Annotated in this window: 19 protein-coding genes; 3 read left to right on the top strand and 16 right to left on the bottom strand. The window is 51.6% G+C overall.

The window, feature by feature from the left end:
• Nucleotides 1–36 precede the first annotated feature (36 nt).
• Nucleotides 37–792 (top strand): HTH-type transcriptional regulator UlaR, encoded by a 756-nt coding sequence (gene ulaR, locus D9738_RS02970; RefSeq protein WP_000133631.1) that lies wholly within the window; start codon nt 37–39, stop codon nt 790–792.
• On the opposite strand, the gene yjfP is transcribed toward ulaR, so the two are convergent.
• A complete protein-coding gene (gene yjfP / locus D9738_RS02965; RefSeq protein WP_130259520.1) occupies nt 789–1,538 on the bottom strand; it encodes an esterase in 750 nt (249 codons plus the stop codon). The genes ulaR and yjfP overlap by 4 nt on opposite strands.
• Nucleotides 1,539–1,719: 181 nt before the next feature.
• Between yjfP and bsmA the strand changes: the two genes are divergently transcribed.
• On the top strand, nt 1,720–2,049 hold the full coding sequence (gene bsmA, locus D9738_RS02960) for a biofilm peroxide resistance protein BsmA (protein WP_000254636.1): 330 nt from the start codon (nt 1,720–1,722) through the stop codon (nt 2,047–2,049).
• Nucleotides 2,050–2,197: 148 nt separating this feature from the next.
• Nucleotides 2,198–2,473 carry a DUF1471 family protease activator YjfN gene (gene yjfN / locus D9738_RS02955; RefSeq protein ID WP_001517630.1) on the top strand — a complete coding sequence of 92 codons (276 nt, stop codon included), beginning with the start codon at nt 2,198–2,200 and terminating at the stop codon, nt 2,471–2,473.
• 116 nt (nt 2,474–2,589) lie between these two features.
• On the opposite strand, the gene D9738_RS02950 is transcribed toward yjfN, so the two are convergent.
• The 15 genes from D9738_RS02950 to hflX form a co-directional block, all read right to left on the bottom strand.
• Nucleotides 2,590–4,215 carry an isovaleryl-CoA dehydrogenase gene (locus tag D9738_RS02950; RefSeq protein WP_130259519.1) on the bottom strand — a complete coding sequence of 542 codons (1,626 nt, stop codon included), beginning with the start codon at nt 4,213–4,215 and terminating at the stop codon, nt 2,590–2,592.
• An 83-nt stretch (nt 4,216–4,298) separates the two neighbouring features.
• Entirely contained in the window at nt 4,299–5,462 is a 1,164-nt protein-coding gene (locus D9738_RS02945) for a glutathionylspermidine synthase family protein (RefSeq protein ID WP_130206001.1), read from the bottom strand.
• Nucleotides 5,463–5,464: 2 nt separating this feature from the next.
• Entirely contained in the window at nt 5,465–6,103 is a 639-nt protein-coding gene (locus D9738_RS02940) for a DUF1190 domain-containing protein (RefSeq protein WP_130205999.1), read from the bottom strand.
• 9 nt (nt 6,104–6,112) lie between these two features.
• A complete protein-coding gene (locus D9738_RS02935; protein WP_000547760.1) occupies nt 6,113–6,511 on the bottom strand; it encodes a DUF350 domain-containing protein in 399 nt (132 codons plus the stop codon).
• Between the two features lie 17 nt (nt 6,512–6,528).
• On the bottom strand, nt 6,529–7,188 hold the full coding sequence (locus D9738_RS02930) for a YjfK family protein (RefSeq protein WP_130259518.1): 660 nt from the start codon (nt 7,186–7,188) through the stop codon (nt 6,529–6,531).
• A gap of 49 nt (nt 7,189–7,237) precedes the next feature.
• A complete protein-coding gene (locus tag D9738_RS02925; RefSeq protein WP_130259517.1) occupies nt 7,238–7,936 on the bottom strand; it encodes a PspA/IM30 family protein in 699 nt (232 codons plus the stop codon).
• Nucleotides 7,937–7,954: 18 nt separating this feature from the next.
• The gene (locus tag D9738_RS02920; RefSeq protein ID WP_130205993.1) at nt 7,955–8,356 is read right to left on the bottom strand and encodes a DUF2170 family protein; all 402 of its coding nucleotides are present in this window, start codon (nt 8,354–8,356) and stop codon (nt 7,955–7,957) included.
• A gap of 126 nt (nt 8,357–8,482) precedes the next feature.
• On the bottom strand, nt 8,483–9,214 hold the full coding sequence (gene rlmB, locus D9738_RS02915; protein ID WP_001293284.1) for a 23S rRNA (guanosine(2251)-2'-O)-methyltransferase RlmB: 732 nt from the start codon (nt 9,212–9,214) through the stop codon (nt 8,483–8,485).
• A gap of 180 nt (nt 9,215–9,394) precedes the next feature.
• Nucleotides 9,395–11,836 (bottom strand): ribonuclease R, encoded by a 2,442-nt coding sequence (gene rnr, locus D9738_RS02910; protein ID WP_130216725.1) that lies wholly within the window; start codon nt 11,834–11,836, stop codon nt 9,395–9,397.
• Between the two features lie 38 nt (nt 11,837–11,874).
• On the bottom strand, nt 11,875–12,300 hold the full coding sequence (nsrR, locus tag D9738_RS02905) for a nitric oxide-sensing transcriptional repressor NsrR (protein WP_001177639.1): 426 nt from the start codon (nt 12,298–12,300) through the stop codon (nt 11,875–11,877).
• Between the two features lie 206 nt (nt 12,301–12,506).
• A complete protein-coding gene (gene purA, locus D9738_RS02900) occupies nt 12,507–13,805 on the bottom strand; it encodes an adenylosuccinate synthase (protein ID WP_000527955.1) in 1,299 nt (432 codons plus the stop codon).
• Between the two features lie 103 nt (nt 13,806–13,908).
• Entirely contained in the window at nt 13,909–14,106 is a 198-nt protein-coding gene (locus D9738_RS02895; protein ID WP_001089295.1) for a DUF2065 domain-containing protein, read from the bottom strand.
• A gap of 81 nt (nt 14,107–14,187) precedes the next feature.
• A complete protein-coding gene (gene hflC / locus D9738_RS02890; RefSeq protein WP_001232411.1) occupies nt 14,188–15,192 on the bottom strand; it encodes a protease modulator HflC in 1,005 nt (334 codons plus the stop codon).
• Between the two features lie 2 nt (nt 15,193–15,194).
• Entirely contained in the window at nt 15,195–16,454 is a 1,260-nt protein-coding gene (hflK, locus tag D9738_RS02885; RefSeq protein WP_130205989.1) for an FtsH protease activity modulator HflK, read from the bottom strand.
• Nucleotides 16,455–16,539: 85 nt separating this feature from the next.
• Nucleotides 16,540–17,820 (bottom strand): ribosome rescue GTPase HflX, encoded by a 1,281-nt coding sequence (gene hflX, locus D9738_RS02880; RefSeq protein WP_000460360.1) that lies wholly within the window; start codon nt 17,818–17,820, stop codon nt 16,540–16,542.
• Nucleotides 17,821–17,882: the final 62 nt, after the last annotated feature.

Raw genomic sequence — 17,882 nt, 5'->3', positions numbered from 1 at the left:
ATCATCTAAAAAAATCAAATTTTATCGGAATAGCTCATGACTGAAGCACAAAGACATCAAATCCTCCTGGAAATGCTCGCACAATTGGGCTTTGTGACCGTGGAGAAAGTCGTTGAGCGTCTGGGAATTTCGCCTGCCACTGCGCGACGCGATATCAATAAACTCGACGAAAGCGGCAAACTGAAGAAAGTGCGCAACGGCGCCGAAGCGATTACCCAGCAGCGCCCGCGATGGACGCCGATGAATCTGCACCAGGCGCAGAATCACGATGAAAAAGTACGTATCGCTAAAGCGGCCTCGCAGTTGGTCAACCCGGGCGAAAGCGTGGTCATCAACTGCGGCTCTACCGCGTTTCTGCTCGGCCGGGAAATGTGTGGCAAACCGGTGCAAATCATCACTAATTATCTCCCGCTGGCAAACTATCTGATCGATCAGGAACATGACAGCGTGATCATCATGGGCGGGCAGTACAACAAAAGTCAGTCCATCACCTTAAGCCCACAGGGCAGCGAAAACAGTCTCTATGCCGGGCACTGGATGTTTACCAGCGGCAAAGGGCTGACCGCAGAAGGGTTATATAAAACCGATATGCTGACAGCGATGGCAGAGCAGAAGATGCTGAGCGTGGTAGGGAAACTAGTAGTGCTGGTCGATAGCAGTAAGATTGGTGAACGCGCGGGGATGCTCTTTAGCCGCGCCGATCAAATCGATATGCTGATCACCGGCAAAAATGCTAACCCAGAGATCCTGCAACAGCTGGAAGCGCAAGGGGTCAGCATTCTGCGTGTTTAAAGATGCTGGTGGAAAAATGTCACCGCAGCATCTAACGCCTCGGGTGTAATACGGTGGCGCACGCCAGGCTGCCATAAACAGGTTAACTGTTTATCTCGTCCCGTTTCTCTTAATGCCTGCTGCAAACGTAGTGATTCCTCGGCAGGCACAACATCATCGTCAAGGCCATGCCACAACAGCAGTGGCCTGCTTCCCAGTTCGTCCAGGTGGTTTGTCGCTTCCCACTCTGCCAGTGGAGCAATAATGTTATTAAATTCGTTTTGCTGTGCTGGCGTTTCAGGCTTCAACGGTGGAAACAGTGAACGGGCAAGCGATGTGAAATAGCCAGACCCCATCATGCTGGCGGTACATTTCACCGTGGGGTGGCGAGCGGTAATCCCCAACGCGGTCATTGCGCCCATCGACGCGCCACCAACCGCCAGGCGTTCATCACGCAGCCAGTTTTCTTCGGCTATTGCCGCACGTAAAGTAGTGAATTCCTGCATACTTTGTAGCAAGATTTGCCAGAATTGATTTAAACGCCTCGCTGCGTCGCCACTAAAACGGCTACCGTGATTGGGCGCATCCGGCATGATCACCCGGAAACCAGCCTGCGCCAGCGCGACGGCAAAATAGCTATAAACCAGGCTGGATGAAGTAAATCCGTGATAAAAAATCACACACGGTAACGGGGTTTCTTTTTGCCCTATGGGATAAGCGTGAAGAACGGGAATATCAGCCAGCACGCGTGATTCTAATTCAATCATCTTTTTCTCCTTTGAGTCTGGTATGACATGAAGAAATCCTTAGCACAAGTTTCTGCTGACCGTATTAGTTCATAATGTTGAGATGTGGATTACGCTTTCACAACGTTTTCATTCGAAAATCGCGTACCAGGTAACAATTCGGGAACATTCCCCTCAAGTTAAATAAATAAGGCACTACACTATGGTTAGCAGGAAACGTAATAGCGTTATTTATCGGTTTGCCAGTTTATTATTGGTGTTGATGCTAAGCGCCTGTAGCGCACTGCAAGGTACGCCACAGCCAGCACCGCCAGTAACGGACCATCCGCAAGAGATTCGCCGTGACCAGACACAAGGGTTACAGCGAATAGGTAGCGTAAGCACGATGGTACGGGGCTCTCCGGATGACGCATTAGCAGAAATCAGAGCGAAAGCTGTCGCTGCAAAAGCTGATTATTACGTTGTCGTAATGGTGGATGAAACCATCGTGACAGGACAGTGGTATTCACAAGCCATTTTGTACCGTAAATAAATCAGACAACTTACATAGCCAGCTTTACATTGCTTTGCGTCCCTATGCGTTTACCTGTGCACAATAAATTACCGGCTGGAAGCTCGGGCGTTTATTACCGCGATGGAATGCCCTGCCACATGTGGGGAAACGAAAAATGGAGCTGACGATGAAACAATTACTTGCCTCACCCTCGCTGCAATTAGTGACTTGCCCTGCGAGCGCCACGGCACAGTCTGCAGAATTCGCCAGTGCTGACTGCGTGACGGGCCTGAATGAAATAGGTCAGATCTCGGTTAGCAATATTTCAGGGGATCCGCAGGACGTGGAACGTATCGTGGCGTTAAAGGCCGATGAACAAGGGGCATCATGGTATCGCATTATTACCATGTATGAAGACCAGCAGCCCGATAACTGGCGTGTACAGGCGATACTGTATGCGTGAGTGTCATCTACAGCAAATGAACAATGCCGGATGCGGCGCGAGCGCCTTGTCCGGCCTACAATTTTCACATATTTCATTTAGTTAATCGAAACCAGCGTCGCATCCGTCGTATACGCTTACAAACACACTCCCCCCGTCGCCCGCAGCAATAAATCATTCTGGATCTGCTCTGACAACCGCACGCCACCGCGCGTATTTAACATCACCTGACACCACGCCTGCGCCATTGGCGGAGAAGCATATTTCAACATTTGCGCGCCGCAGCCCAGCAAAAATAATTGATGTGTTATCTCCCGTCCCAATTCCTCAGCCGGTTTGCGCAGTTGCTGTTGTAAGCGACGAACCGCGCGATCAAAATAACGATCTTGCCCTTTCACTTCCATAAACGCTTCCGACAGCAAGTCGTATACACCCGCTTGCTTATTAAGAACGCGCAGCACATCGAGGCACATAATATTGCCAGAGCCTTCCCAGATACTGTTCACTGGCATCTCTCGATAAAGTCGCGGTAGTTCGCTCTCTTCGCAATAGCCAATACCGCCCAGTACCTCCATCGCTTCAGCCACAAACGGAATGCCACGTTTGCAGATCACAAATTTCGCCGCAGGCGTAAATAAGCGCGCCCATAGGGCTTCTTTAGCATCGGCACGTCGCTCCCAGGCCCGCGCCAGACGAAACAACAATGCTGTTTGCCCTTCAAGCTGAAGCGCCATGCGACTTAAGACATGGCGCATCAGAGACTGTTCTATTAACGGATTACCAAATACATGGCGCTGATGTGCGTGATAAATCGCCAGCGAGAACGCACGGCGCATCATGGCGTGGCTGCCCAGTGCACAATCAAAACGCGTTATCCCGCCCATTTTCAAGATCAGGCGAATCCCTTCCCCTTCCTGACCCAACAACCAGCCAATGGCATCCTGAAACTCCACTTCGCAACTGGCATTGGAACAATTACCCAACTTATCTTTCAGACGCTCCAGCCGAATCGCGTTGCGTTGCCCGTCAGGCAAAAATCGCGGCACAAAAAAGCAGGACAAACCGCCCGCGGTCTGCGCCAGCACCAGATGCGCGTCGCTTTGTGGCACCGAGAAAAACCATTTATGCCCCACCAGCCGATAAGAGCCATCTTCCAGACGCTCTGCACGGGTGGTGTTGCTCATGACATCGGAACCGCCCTGCTTTTCCGTCATTCCCATGCCAATCAACAAACCGCGTTTTTGCCCGCCTGGCAATAAGTGGGAATCGTAGCGATCGCTCAACAGCGGCGTGGTCCAGTCCTGAAACGGCGCGGGTAGCATCTGTAACAGCAATGGCGTAGCGGCAAAGGTCATCGTTATCGGGCATAACGACCCGGCCTCAACCTGCGCGTGCAACATAAAACGTGCCGCCCGCGCCACAAATGCGCCAGAACGAGCATCTTCTTCCCAGGCCAGGTTGTGTACCCGATTGGTACATAACGCCTGCATCAGCAGGTGCCATGCGGGATGGAAACGGACATCGTCCAGACGTCGCCCCTGGGCATCGTAGCGCAACAGTTCAGGTGGGTTTACATTCGCCAGCCGCCCCAGTTCAAGGGATTCTGCCGTTCCGAGTTGCTGACCAATACTGGCGAGAAAATCGCTATCCCAGCCAGCGCCTTCGCGCGTTACCGCTTCGCAGAGCGCGCCATCAGACAGGTATAAATTGCTGTTATTTAAGGGTATAGGTTGATTAAAAACAGTGTGAGTTTGCCAGTGCACGGTGTCTCCCTCCATCAATGGCAGTCACCATTAGTATGGTCACTGCCACGGATTCCTGACAGAAAGAGATTGCTAAAACATTCTTAACCCGCAATGTAGTGCGGAACAAAACGCGAAGTGTCTTTAGTGATCAGCGTGTTATCTTCGCGGATACCCATACCGCACGCTTCATCATCGACAATCCAGCTACCAATCAGCGTGTAACTATCGCCAAATCGCGGTAGCGGTTGAAACGCCTGATAGATCATCGGTTCATCGGCGTAATCACCATCAGCGTGGTCAACGACGTTATTCTGGCCGTCGAAAATGGTGACGTTACCGCCCTCGCGTGAGTAGATCGGTTTACGCACATAGCTTTCGCCAGCGGCGATCTGCGGTTTTTCGCCCTCAAACCAGGACGCCAGAAGATTAGGATGACCAGGAAAGAAGCGCCAAAGCAGCGGCATTAGCCCTTTGTTACTCAAGATACTTTTCCATAACGGCTCCACCCACTGCTCACGACGCTTGCGCAGCAGCGGACCGTTATCGTCACGCATCATCCACTCCAGCGGATACAGCTTAAATGCACGCTGGACGACATTATCATCAAGATCGGTCAGTACACCGCCGACGCCCAAACCGAGATCTTCAATGTAGATAAACCGCGACTCCTGTCCTGCCTGCTGAGCGCAGTCCTGCAAGTACAGCACGGTACTCCTGTCTTCGTCGGTGTCCTGACAGCAGCAAAAATAAAATGGCTCCCGGCTATAAAGCTCGCTAAAGCGTGAAATCAGGCGCTCCTGAATGGCATTGTACTGATCGGCATCGCGCGGAATAACGCCGCTGCGCCGAGCATCTTCCAGCCACAACCACTGGAAATAAGCCGACTCGTACAATGAAGTTGGCGTATCGGCGTTGTACTCCAGCAACTTAACCGGCGCATTACCACACCAGGCAAAATCCATACGGCCATACAGCGAAGGATCGCGTGCGCGCCAGCTTTCGGCGATCACATCCCAGTACAACGGCGGGATCGCCAGTTGCGTCAGGATCTCTTCATCTTTAACCGCACGATCCACCACCTCCAGGCACATCTGATGCAGTTCCGCAGTCGGTTTTTCGATCTGCTCTTCAATCTGGCGCAGAGTAAAGCGGTAAGCCCGACTCTCATCCCAATAGATTTCATTGTCGATGATATGAAAGTCAAATCCGTTATCGGCGGCAATCCGGTCCAGATCCCGCCGCACAGGAACATTGTGTCTCAGCATGATTAGCCTCCCCAATGCCCGCGGGCGCTGGACGAGCGACCATAGCCGCCGCGAGAAACGGTAGACGCTTTTTTGGTGGTAAAGCCGCCCGTGGAGTAAGACTCTTTTTTGCCAGAACCGGAGCGCCAGGAGTAATAACCGGAAGTGTTGCGCCAGACGGGACGGGAAGCAAATGAGGATCCGCCGCTGTTATAAACAAACGGCTCATCGCGATCTTTACGAATAACCCGGCTTAACAAAAATCCAGAAATGACCGGGATCCAACTCTGTTCAACATTGTCGTAATAGCAATTTTCATACTTAAAATGGCAATTTTGCTGAGTCATATTCTTCGGAACATCGGCATAAAATGCCGCTTTGGCATTGTTCCAGCCATGAGCACAGATGTCTGAATTATTACCGTCATCAATGCAATCCTGCACTGTCGCGTAAAACGTTCCGTCGCCGTCGTTATCGACATCGCTACTTTCACTCCATCCTTTGACTATTAAAAAAGCGGCGCCGCCCATTAACACCAACGTTAAGTATTTTTGTGCGTAGCGATTGCGGCGTGGCTCAAAAGGATTATTCGGTCTACCAATGCGACTGATCGCTCCGTGACCAATTTTACTGTTATTTCTTGATTTGCGTTTTCTGGCCATGATCGTCCATTACCATGTCATACAAGCTGCGTTAAAAATACCGCCAGCCAGCGCGGCGGTTCCCATAAACATTCCTGCGGCGGTATTGTGATTAATAATTTTTTCGCTTAATGCGGGCATATAAAGTCTGACACCAGCAAAAACGAGTAACTGAATCACCAGTGCAATCCCGCCCCAGGCGAAATAATCCGGAATGCTCACCGCATTGATTGCCGCACTGGATAACGGGATCACGTAACCCAACAATGTACCGCTGAACGCCAGTGACGCCGCGGTATTATTGTTTTTGATTAACTGCCATTCGTTGTGTGGTGTAATTTTAGAATAGATAAACAGGAAAATAATTACCATCGCCACGCCAATAAAAAAATAGGCGCTAAAAGCAAGAAGTGAATCCAGTATATGCATCGTAAACGTCCCTGTAATTAACCAATAATATTAAGTGATGTCAGCGGGATATCGACGCCCAGCGCGCGCGAAAATAACCACTCCGGCTCGCCGAGATCGTTAAAAGATTCCTCACCATTTAACAGCAAATATTCGTAAGTATCTTCGGTCACTTGCCGTTGGTAGCCCATGGTAAAATTATGGACCTCCCATTTGGCATGGTTTTGATTTTCTACTTTTTCCAGCATGTAGACGGGTTCGATATTTCCCGGTTCTTCGCTGTTAAAAAATCGCTGCCAGCGTTTTTCCTGCCAGTTTAAGGTCATTGCCCCCATCGCTTTGGCGTTGATCGCCTCGCGCCAGTGACTCTCTTTACTGATACCGTAGCTCTCTTCATAGACAAAGAGCTTGATATCATCAATGTCATCAATATCTTCGCCGCCGGTGGTATTGATTTGCAGAAATTCATCGCCCGAAGTGTAGTAGCGGAAAATCTGGCTACCGCCGCCCAGATCGATGTGGCTGACAGCTGCTACCGTGTATTCTTCACCCGGCAGCGCAATCAGCAATTCATCTTCCAGCAAACGAAACGTTAACGAGTCGAGCGTAAAGCCACTATTGAGATGAAGTCCCAGCGGACCGCGAACGATAACAGGCTTATCATCCTGACCAAACAGGCGCTGGAAAAAACCAGACATATTTTATCCTTAAATTAGCAGCCAGCCTTTTAGTGAGGCTGGCAAAAAATTACTCACCCTGTTGGCGTTGCAGCCTTGCCAGCACATCCTGGGCATTGCTTTTGTTAACACCACCAATCCCCACTTCCGCCAGTTTTTCGTCGAGATCGCGACCGTCTGCCACTTTTTCCAGCTGCGCGGCGGCATCCAGCCGGGCCTGGCGCTCAGCCTGACGCGTTTGCAGGCGTTTTAATGACTCTGCAGCTGTCGAAACGCTGGAAGAGGCACCAACAGTCGAGGTCGTTACGGCCTGCTGCGCACGCTGCATGGCTTCAGTAGCTTTAACGACTTCCATTTGTTGCTCAAACTGGGAAATACGCTGTGCCGTTGCCGTAACGGCTTTTTCCACACCATCGCGGGAGACTTCCAGATTCGACAACACCTGTTCTTCAGCGGTAATAAGATTCTCAAGGCGCGCAATTTCTTCGGCGACTTCGTTAATTAACGATGGGTTAACGTTCTTGCTTAATGCTTCCAGCGCACGGGCTTCCAGACTGGTTTTACGCTCGCGTAAATCTTTCAGCTTATCGTTACTTAATTTCACCCGCGCCAGCAGATCGACGCGAGATTTTCCGGCTTTATCCAGTTCAGCTTTGGCGTCCCGAATATGTTGTTCCAGCATGCGCACGCCCTGGGTTTCTTCAATGGATTCTTCCGCCTGGGAGATAAACGATTTCCCCAGCGTAAATAAACTTTTTAAAATTCCCATAAATACCCGTCCTTGTAATTAGTGTGAATATTCTTCTGTAATTTCAGCCAGATCCAATGCATTATCTACCAGCGAGGTTATTTCAAGCAGGATATCTTCAAGAGAAGATTTAAGCGATAATGCCCCGAAAACAATGTAATACTCTTCCTGTTGCACGCTGGAGATCCCCACCGATGACAGCGGCATAATTTTCTGATTTCTTAAAAGGAATGTATTAAATTCATTTGGATTATTGATATAGCTTACCGGACAAATAAATGTTTCGATAATCATCTGGCGAGAAGTAAAAAGAACATTGATTTGCAAATCGCCGTAATCATTCATTTTAATAATTAATGCATTTTCACTATTTGTTACATCAATATTTTGTTTAGGTACAGCTTGTAACGCTGTCGCCAGCGCCAACGGATTCCATATCATATATTATTCCATATATATTAAATTTAATTATTAATAAGGTGAATATTTATAGAGCGTAATTATCTTACCAGCTATAGATAAAAAAAAACCATCCAAATCTGGATGGTTTTTCTTAAATCAGAGGGATTAGCTGCGCTGGCGAACCGCTTCAAATAAGCAAATTCCGGTCGCAACCGAAACGTTCAGCGAAGAAACACTTCCTGCCATTGGGATGCTGATCAACTCATCGCAATGTTCACGGGTCAGACGACGCATACCTTCACCTTCCGCGCCCATCACCAGCGCCAGTCGTCCGGTCATTTTGCTCTGATAGAGCGTATGATCCGCCTCGCCTGCCGTACCGACGATCCAGATGTTCTCTTCCTGCAACATACGCATGGTGCGCGCAAGGTTAGTCACCCGAATCAGCGGAACGCTTTCTGCCGCGCCGCAGGCTACTTTTTTCGCCGTGGCGTTGAGCTGTGCGGAGCGATCTTTCGGCACAATCACCGCATGAACGCCAGCGGCGTCCGCGCTACGCAGGCACGCACCGAGGTTGTGCGGATCGGTTACACCGTCGAGGATCAGCAGGAACGGTTGTTCGAGCGAAGCGATCAGATCCGGCAGATCGTTTTCCTGATACTGCCGTCCTGGTTTCACACGGGCGATAATGCCCTGATGCACGGCACCGTCGCTTTTCTCATCGAGATATTGGCGGTTTGCCAACTGGATAACCACGCCCTGAGACTCAAGGGCGTGAATCAGCGGTAACAGACGTTTATCTTCACGGCCTTTTAAAATAAAGACTTCCTGAAAACGTTCAGGGGCGCGCTCCAGCAGGGCCTGCACTGCGTGGATGCCGTAAATCATTTCGCTCATTAATGTACTCGTTGTTTACGTTTTGCCTGATGCACTACGTTTATCCGGCCTACATGATCTCTGCAATATATTGAATTTGCGTGATTATGTAGGCCGGATAAGGCGTTCACACCGCATCCGGCATGAACAAAGCGCATTTTGTCAGCAATCTAACCCTCTTCTGTTTGAAGAGGGTAATGATCACTCTGCCACTTTTTTCTTCGCCGCACGCTTCGCTTTGGTCGCTGCGGCTATTTTCTGCGTTTTAGCCGATGGCTTTTTCGCTTTTCTCGCATCTTTCTTCGCCGCTTTCGGCTTCGGTTTTTTCTCGCCACGGAAGGCACTGTCTGGCTCAAAGTTTACCTTTTTACCGACCTGACGACGCTTGCCGCCTTTTTTGCCTGCATCGCCTTTTTTCGCTTTCTCGCGCGCCGTTTTACCGACGTTGCGCGGTGCGCGTTCGCTGGAGATCAGGCTAAAGTCGATTTTGCGCTCGTCCATATTAACCGCTTCGACGCGAACTTCCACGCGATCGCCCAGGCGATAAGTCTGGCCGCTGGATTCGCCCATCAGGCGTTGCCCTACCTGGTCAAAGCGATAGTAGTCATTGTCCAGCGAAGAGACGTGGACCAGACCATCAATGAACAGGTCGTCGAGACGAACAAAGAAGCCAAAACCAGTGACGCTGGCAATAACGCCTTTAAAGACGTTGCCCACCTGGTCGAGCATGAAGTCACACTTCAGCCAGTCAGCCACATCGCGCGTTGCTTCGTCGGCACGACGTTCCGCCATGGAACAGTGCTGACCCAGTTGCAACATCTCTTCCATCGAATAATGGTAGCCGCCGGTTTCAGTGGTGTTGCCCTGATGCCCCTGCTCTTTCGCCAGCAGATACTTAATGGCGCGGTGCAGCGTCAGGTCAGGATAACGACGAATCGGCGAAGTAAAGTGCGCATAGGACTGCAATGCCAGACCGAAGTGACCACGGTTTTCCGGATCGTAAATCGCCTGTTTCATCGAGCGCAGCAGCATGGTTTGCAGCATTTCTGCATCAGGACGATCGGCAACCGACTCCAGCAGCTCCGCGTAGTCACGCGGTTCCGGCTTGTTGCCGCCCGGCAGTTCCAGCCCCAGCTCCGCCAGCACTGAACGGAAAGAGGTAATAGCCTCGGTGCTCGGCTTGTCGTGAATACGGAACAGTGCCGGTTCTTTGGCTTTCTCAACGAAACGCGCCGCCGAGATATTCGCCAGAATCATACACTCTTCAATTAACTTGTGTGCGTCGTTACGCTGGGTCTGTTCGATACGCTCAATACGGCGTTCAGCGTTGAAAATAAACTTCGCTTCTTCGCTCTCAAACGAGATCCCACCGCGTTCTTCACGGGCTTTATCCAGCACTTTATAGAGGTTATGCAACTCTTCGAGATGCTTAACCAGCGGGGCGTACTGCTCGCGCAGATCCTGATCGCCCTGCAGAATATGCCAGACTTTGGTGTAGGTCAGACGCGCGTGAGAGCTCATCACCGCTTCATAGAATTTGTAGCCAGTCAGGCGGCCTTTCGACGAAATTGTCATCTCGCACACCATACACAGGCGGTCTACCTGCGGGTTGAGCGAGCACAGGCCGTTAGAGAGCACTTCCGGCAGCATCGGGATAACCTGCGAAGGGAAATACACCGACGTACCACGGTTACGCGCTTCGCTGTCCAGCGGTGTTGGCGGACGCACATAGTAGCTGACGTCGGCAATCGCGACCCATAAACGCCAACCGCCGCCGCGTTTTTTCTCGCAGTAAACTGCATCGTCAAAGTCACGGGCGTCTTCGCCATCAATGGTGACCAGCGGTAAATCGCGCAGATCGACACGGCCCGCTTTTGCTTCTTCCGGCACTTCTTCTTTCAGCCCGGCAACCTGCTGCTCAACAGCCTGCGGCCAGATGTACGGAATTTCATGGGTACGCAGAGCGATATCAACCGCCATGCCGGTGCCCATATTGTCGCCCAGCACTTCGACGATTTTACCCACCGCTTTGGTACGGCGAGTCGGGCGTTGGGTCAGTTCAACAACCACCACAAAGCCCATCCGCGCGCCCATGATCTGATCGGGCGGGATTAAAATATCGAAGCTCAGACGGCTGTCGTCAGGAACCACAAAGCCGACGCCCGCTTCGGTAAAGTAGCGACCAACAATCTGGCTGGTTTTTGGCACCAGTACGCGAACAATACGCGCTTCACGACGACCTTTACGGTCAGCGCCCAGCGGCTGCGCCAGCACCTGATCGCCATGAATGCAGGTTTTCATCTGCTCGCTAGAGAGATACAAATCATCTTTACGTCCTTCAACCCGCAGAAAGCCGTAGCCATCACGGTGGCCAATAACGGTACCTTTCACCAGGTCGAGGCGTTCCGGCAGCGCATAGCACTGACGGCGAGTGAAGACCAGTTGACCATCGCGCTCCATCGCGCGCAGGCGGCGACGCAGGCCTTCAAGCTGCTCTTCGCCTTCAATGTGCAATTCTACCGCCAGCTCATCACGGCTGGCCGGTTTTTCACGTTTGGTTAAATGTTCGAGGATAAATTCCCGACTAGGGATGGGATTCGCGTATTTTTCAGCTTCGCGTTCCTGGAAAGGATCTTGTGACATCTCGGTTCCTCCGTTGTCATCTCTGATGAAGATTTTCGTCACTCCACCAGCAATAATTTATAAAGCGGTTGATTCTCTTCAACCAAATCGGCAAGCGTGTAGTTATCCAGTTCCGTAAGAAAACTTTGCACGGCCTTAGAAAGCGCCTGTTTCAACCGACAGGCAGGTGTAATGTGGCAAAACTCACTGCTGCAATTCACCAGCGATAAGGGCTCCAGCTCGCGCACCACATCACCAATACGTATCGCACTCGCCGGTTTACCCAGGCGAATGCCGCCATTTTTTCCACGAACAGCAGTCACGTAGCCGGCACGACTAAGTTGATTGATTATTTTGACCATATGATTACGGGAGACGCCGTAGACGTCAGTCACTTCAGAAATACTGGTCATCCGCCCTTCTGGCAATGATGCCATATAGATCAGCGCACGTAATCCGTAATCAGTGAAACTCGTTAACTGCACATCAACCTCAAAAAAGGGAAATCGGGAAAAAATACATTTATATTGATGATAAACCAGCCACAAGCTGTGTCGCTAATTTATTTCAGTTTGGGGAAGGAAAAAAGCGAGGATTTAACACTGTGTCGGATAGCGTAATGGCTTACCCGACACAGCAATGTATCACACTGTTAGCCCAGCAGGCAAAATATCTGCCGGGCGTCCCAGAATTACGCGTCGAACGGGTCGCGCAGAATCATGGTTTCAGTACGATCCGGGCCGGTAGAGATGATATCGATCGGTACACCGGTCAGCTCTTCAATGCGCTTGATGTAGTTCAGCGCCGCCTGCGGCAGGCCGCTACGATCTTTCACGCCGAAGGTGGATTCAGACCAGCCAGGCATGGTTTCGTAAATCGGCTCAACACCTTTCCAGTCGTCAGCTGCCAGCGGAGTGGTAGTCACTTCGCGACCATCCGGCATACGGTAAGCCACGCAGAGTTTCACCTCTTTCAGGCCATCCAGAACGTCCAGTTTGGTCAGGCAGAAGCCAGACAGAGAGTTCAGTTGCACCGCACGACGAACGGCAACGGTATCCAGCCAGCCGGTACGACGACGACGACCTGTAGTTGCGCCGAATTCGTTACCCTGCTTGCAGAGGAACTCGCCAGTTTCATCAAACAGTTCGGTCGGGAACGGACCTGCACCTACACGAGTGGAGTAAGCTTTGAGGATACCCAGAACGTAATCAACATAACGCGGGCCCAGGCCGGAACCGGTCGCCACGCCACCAGCAGTGGTGTTGGAAGAAGTTACGTACGGATAAGTACCGTGGTCGATATCCAGCAGCGTACCCTGCGCACCTTCGAACATGACGAAATCGCCACGCTGACGCGCCTGGTCGAGCAGGTCAGAAACGTCAACCACCATAGAAGTCAGGATGTCGGCAACTGCCATCGTATCATCCAGAACCTTCTGGTAATCAACCGCTTCAGCTTTGTAGTAGTTAACCAACTGGAAGTTGTGATATTCCATCACTTCTTTCAGTTTTTCAGCGAAGGTTTCTTTGTCGAAAAGGTCGCCAACACGCAGACCACGACGAGCCACTTTATCTTCATAAGCAGGCCCGATACCACGACCGGTGGTGCCGATCGCTTTCGCGCCACGTGCTTTCTCACGCGCGTTATCCAGCGCAACGTGATAATCAAGGATCAGCGGACATGCTTCAGACAGCAGTAGACGCTCACGAACGGGGATGCCACGGTCTTCCAGTTCTTTCATCTCTTTCATCAGCGCGGCCGGAGACAGCACAACACCGTTACCGATGATGCTGGTTACATTCTCGCGGAGAATACCTGATGGAATAAGATGGAGAACGGTTTTTTCACCGTTGATTACGAGAGTATGGCCTGCGTTGTGACCGCCCTGGTAGCGTACAACATATTTAGCCCGTTCAGTCAGAAGATCGACGATCTTACCTTTACCTTCGTCACCCCATTGGGTGCCCAGTACGACGACGTTGTTACCCATTTTTCAAAATCACCGTTTGCTTAAAAATGGATTCTACCATCGCTTTTTCAGAGTTACAGCACTTTTTGCATCCAAAAATGACCTTAGTCAGCCTATTTTTTGCTCAGCCAATCGTTTTCCTCAACATGTAGTAGACCACAACGCCCGCAACCACAAGTCCACCGCCAAAACGACGTAAAATATTATCGGGTAAATTAGTCATTGCGGAGATCATCTTCTTCCATGCCTTCGGGTAAAGCATCGGCCCTAAACCTTCCAAGACTAAAACCAGGGCAAGCGCCAGCCAGATTGTCGAATTCATTCATTATCCTTATAGAAAAAGAAAACCACCGACATCCCTGAGGATGCGGTGGCTTTATTGACCTGTACCGCGGTCGTTATCTTAACGCGTCGCGGAACTCGGCGTCTTCATGTAGCGGAAGAAATCGCTGTCCGGGCTCATGACCATCACGTCCTGATTGCCAGAGAAGCTGTTCTCATAAGCACGCAGGCTACGGATGAATGCGTAGAAGTCCGGATCCTTGCTGAATGCGTCTGCAAACAGCTTGGCAGCTTCGGCATCACCTTCACCGCGCATGATACGGCCCTGACGCTCAGCTTCTGCCAGCGTTCTGGTCACTTCATAGTCGGCAGTCGCACGCAGTTTTTCTGCTTCTTCCTGACCTTGTGAACGATGACGACGCGCTACCGCTTCACGCTCGGCGCGCATACGGTTGTAGATCGCTTCAGACACTTCGGTCGGCAGGTTGATCTGCTTGATACGCACATCGACAACTTCAATACCCAGCGCCGCCATACTGTTCGGGTTGATGACCGGAACTTTGCCCTTCGTCTCAGCCGTTACGCGCTCTGCCGCTTCGGCAATGGCGTTATCTGCTGCCGGGGTAGTAACTTCATCTTCTGTACCCGCAGAACCAGAGTTCAGCGCGTCACGCACTTCCAGGGTTAGACGACCACGGGAATCGGTGACGATGTCTTTCACGTCCAGGCGACCAATTTCAGAACGCAGACGGTCCGAGAACTTACGTTTCAACAGCACTTCCGCTTGCGAAATGTCGCCCCCCCCCGTTGCCAGGTAGTAACGGCTGAAATCGCTGATGCGCCATTTGATGTAAGAGTCGACGATCAGGTCTTTCTTCTCTTTGGTCACAAAGCGGTCTGCCTGGTTGTCCATGGTCTGAATACGCGCGTCGAGCATTTTCACCGTTTCAATGAACGGTATCTTGAAATGCAGACCCGGCTCATAAACCAGAGGTTTGTTGTCATCGTCACGCAGTACCTTACCAAAACGCAGCGTAATACCGCGCTCACCTTCTTTGACGACAAAGACAGACATGTAAAGCACTACCAGCACGATGATGATAATCGCGATAACTGACTTACGCATCGTTATTCCCCCTGACGCTGGTAGTCGTTACGCTGCGCGTTGGCGCGGCGTTGGTCCATAATATCGCCCTGACTGGTGGACGACGTGTTGCTTACTCCACTGGTTGTGGAGGAAGAGGCTGGCGGCAGACGCAGCAGATTGCTGGCACCGTTATCGCTCTTCGCCGCAGGCGCGTTACCACCTTTCAGCATCTGGTCTAACGGCAGAACCATCAGGTTGCCACCTTTATCGTTAACCAGCACTTTGCGGGTGTTGCCCAACACTTTTTCCATCGTCTCGATATACAGACGCTCGCGAGTAATTTCCGGCGCAGCTTTATATTCCGGCAGAAGTTTAGCAAAGCGCGCCACTTCACCCTGAGCTTCCAGGATGGTCTGGGCCTTGTACGCACGCGCCTCTTCGAGGATACGTTGCGCCTGACCGTTCGCACGCGGCTGAACTTCGTTGGTATACGCTTCTGCTTCACGAATGTATTGCTGTTCGTTTTCACGCGCGGCAATCGCATCATCAAACGCCGCTTTTACTTCTTCCGGCGGACGAGCAGCCTGGAAGTTGACGTCCAGCAGAGTGATACCCATGTCATACGGGCGGATAGTCTCTTCCAGTTCGCGCTGAGTATCGCTACGAATCACGGTACGACCTTCCGTCAGAATGCGGTCCATGGTGTATTTACCGATAACCCCACGCAGGGCGCTGTCGGTAGCCTGACGCAGGCTGTCATCCGGGCTGGTCACGCTATACAGATATTTTTCCGGATTGGTGACGCGGTACTGCACGTTCATCTCAACGCGCACTACGTTTTCATCGGACGTCAGCATCACACCGGAAGCGGCCAATTCACGCACGGCTTCCACGTTCACCGGTTTGACTTCGTCGATAAACGTCGGTTTCCAGTTCAGACCCGGCTCAACCAGATGGCTGAATTTGCCAAAGCGTGTTACCACGCCGCGTTCGGCTTCTTTAATGGTGTAGAAACCACTGGCCGCCCAGATAATGACAATCGCTGCCGCTGCGATGGTAACGACACGACCGCCAAGCTGCGGGCGCGGGCCTTGCGATGAACTGCCACCGCCAGAACCAGTGCCTTTACCGCCGCCCAGACCACCGAGCTTTTTGCTCAGTTTGCGGAAGATATCATCTAAATCAGGTGGCCCTTGATCGCGACCGCCTTTGTTTCCATTTCCCTCAGAGTTGCCGCCAGGTTTGCTGCTTCCCCACGGGTCGCGGTCTTGTCCGTTATTACCGGGCTGATTCCACGCCATGTTTGTGCTCCATATTTGTTATGCGGTGATCCCTGTTGTCTTTCGACGCCAGAGGATATGACTCCACGCTTCAGACGCTACGCCGTTAGATCAGGTAATCGATCAACGCCGGTTCTTGTTTACAGAGGCGACGCCAGTCAACGATCGGCATACGAACTTGCAGACTTACGCTGCCGTCCTCCTCCATCCACTCTTTTTCTATTGCCTGAAGCTGATAAAAACGACTTCTCAGACGCCCTTCCTGCGGCGGCAAACGCAATGTATGCTGCGCCACCTCGCCGGAAAGCCGCTCCGTCAAAGCCTGAAAAAGCTGTGGTATCCCCGCTCCGGTCTGTGCGGAAAGCCAGACACGGATCGGTTTGTTCTCTTCGTCCCGATCAATACGCGGTTCGAAATCTTCCAGCATATCGATCTTGTTCATCACCAGCAGAGTTGGGATCTCGTGAGCATCGATCTCTTCAAGAACCGTATTCACCGCTTCGATGTTTTCTTGTACACGCACATCTGCCGCATCAATGACGTGCAGCAGCAATGTGGCTTGCCGCGTCTCTTGTAACGTGGCTTTAAATGCCGCCACCAGATCGTGCGGCAAATGGCGAATAAACCCTACGGTATCTGCCAGCACGGTTTCACCGACATCTGCGACGTCAATACGCCGCAACGTCGGGTCGAGGGTGGCAAACAACTGGTCTGCCGCGTAGACCCGCGCTTCGGTGATGCGATTGAAAAGGGTAGATTTACCGGCGTTGGTATATCCCACCAGCGAAACAGTAGGGACGTCGGCTTTGATACGTGATTGCCGCCCCTGCTCACGCTGCTTTTCAACTCTTTCCAGGCGCGACTGTATCTGTACGATGCGATTACGCAACAAACGACGGTCGGTTTCGAGCTGGGTTTCACCCGGCCCCCGCAAACCTATCCCGCCTTTCTGTCTTTCAAGGTGGGTCCAGCCACGCACCAGGCGCGTAGCCAGATGGCGCAGCTGCGCCAGCTCAACCTGCAACTTACCCTCATGGGTACGCGCACGTTGGGCGAAAATATCTAAAATAAGGCCAGTGCGGTCGATAACACGACACTCGCACAAACGCTCCAGGTTACGCTCCTGCGCCGGGCTCAGGGCATGGTCAAAAAGAACGACCGAAGCTCCCGTCGCTTTTACGGCTTCCGCAATTTCAACTGCTTTACCTTCACCTACAAAATACTTTGGGTGCGGCGCTTTACGGCTACCGGTAATCACCTGCAATGCTTCGACACCGGCGGAAGAAACCAGAGATTCAAACTCCTGGAGGTCTTCCATATCTTTGTCTTGCGTAAAATAGATGTGTACCAGTACCGCCTGCTCACCAGCATCATAACGGTCAAACAAGCGTATAACCCTCTAAATAGATCAGCGGGGAACGCAGGATCGCTGGCTCCCCGTGTAAAAAA

The sequence above is a fragment of the Escherichia sp. E10V5 genome (assembly GCF_004212315.1).
GTDB lineage: Bacteria > Pseudomonadota > Gammaproteobacteria > Enterobacterales > Enterobacteriaceae > Escherichia.
Note: the sequence above shows the minus strand (reverse complement) of the source record. Positions and strands in the feature narration are given on the sequence as shown.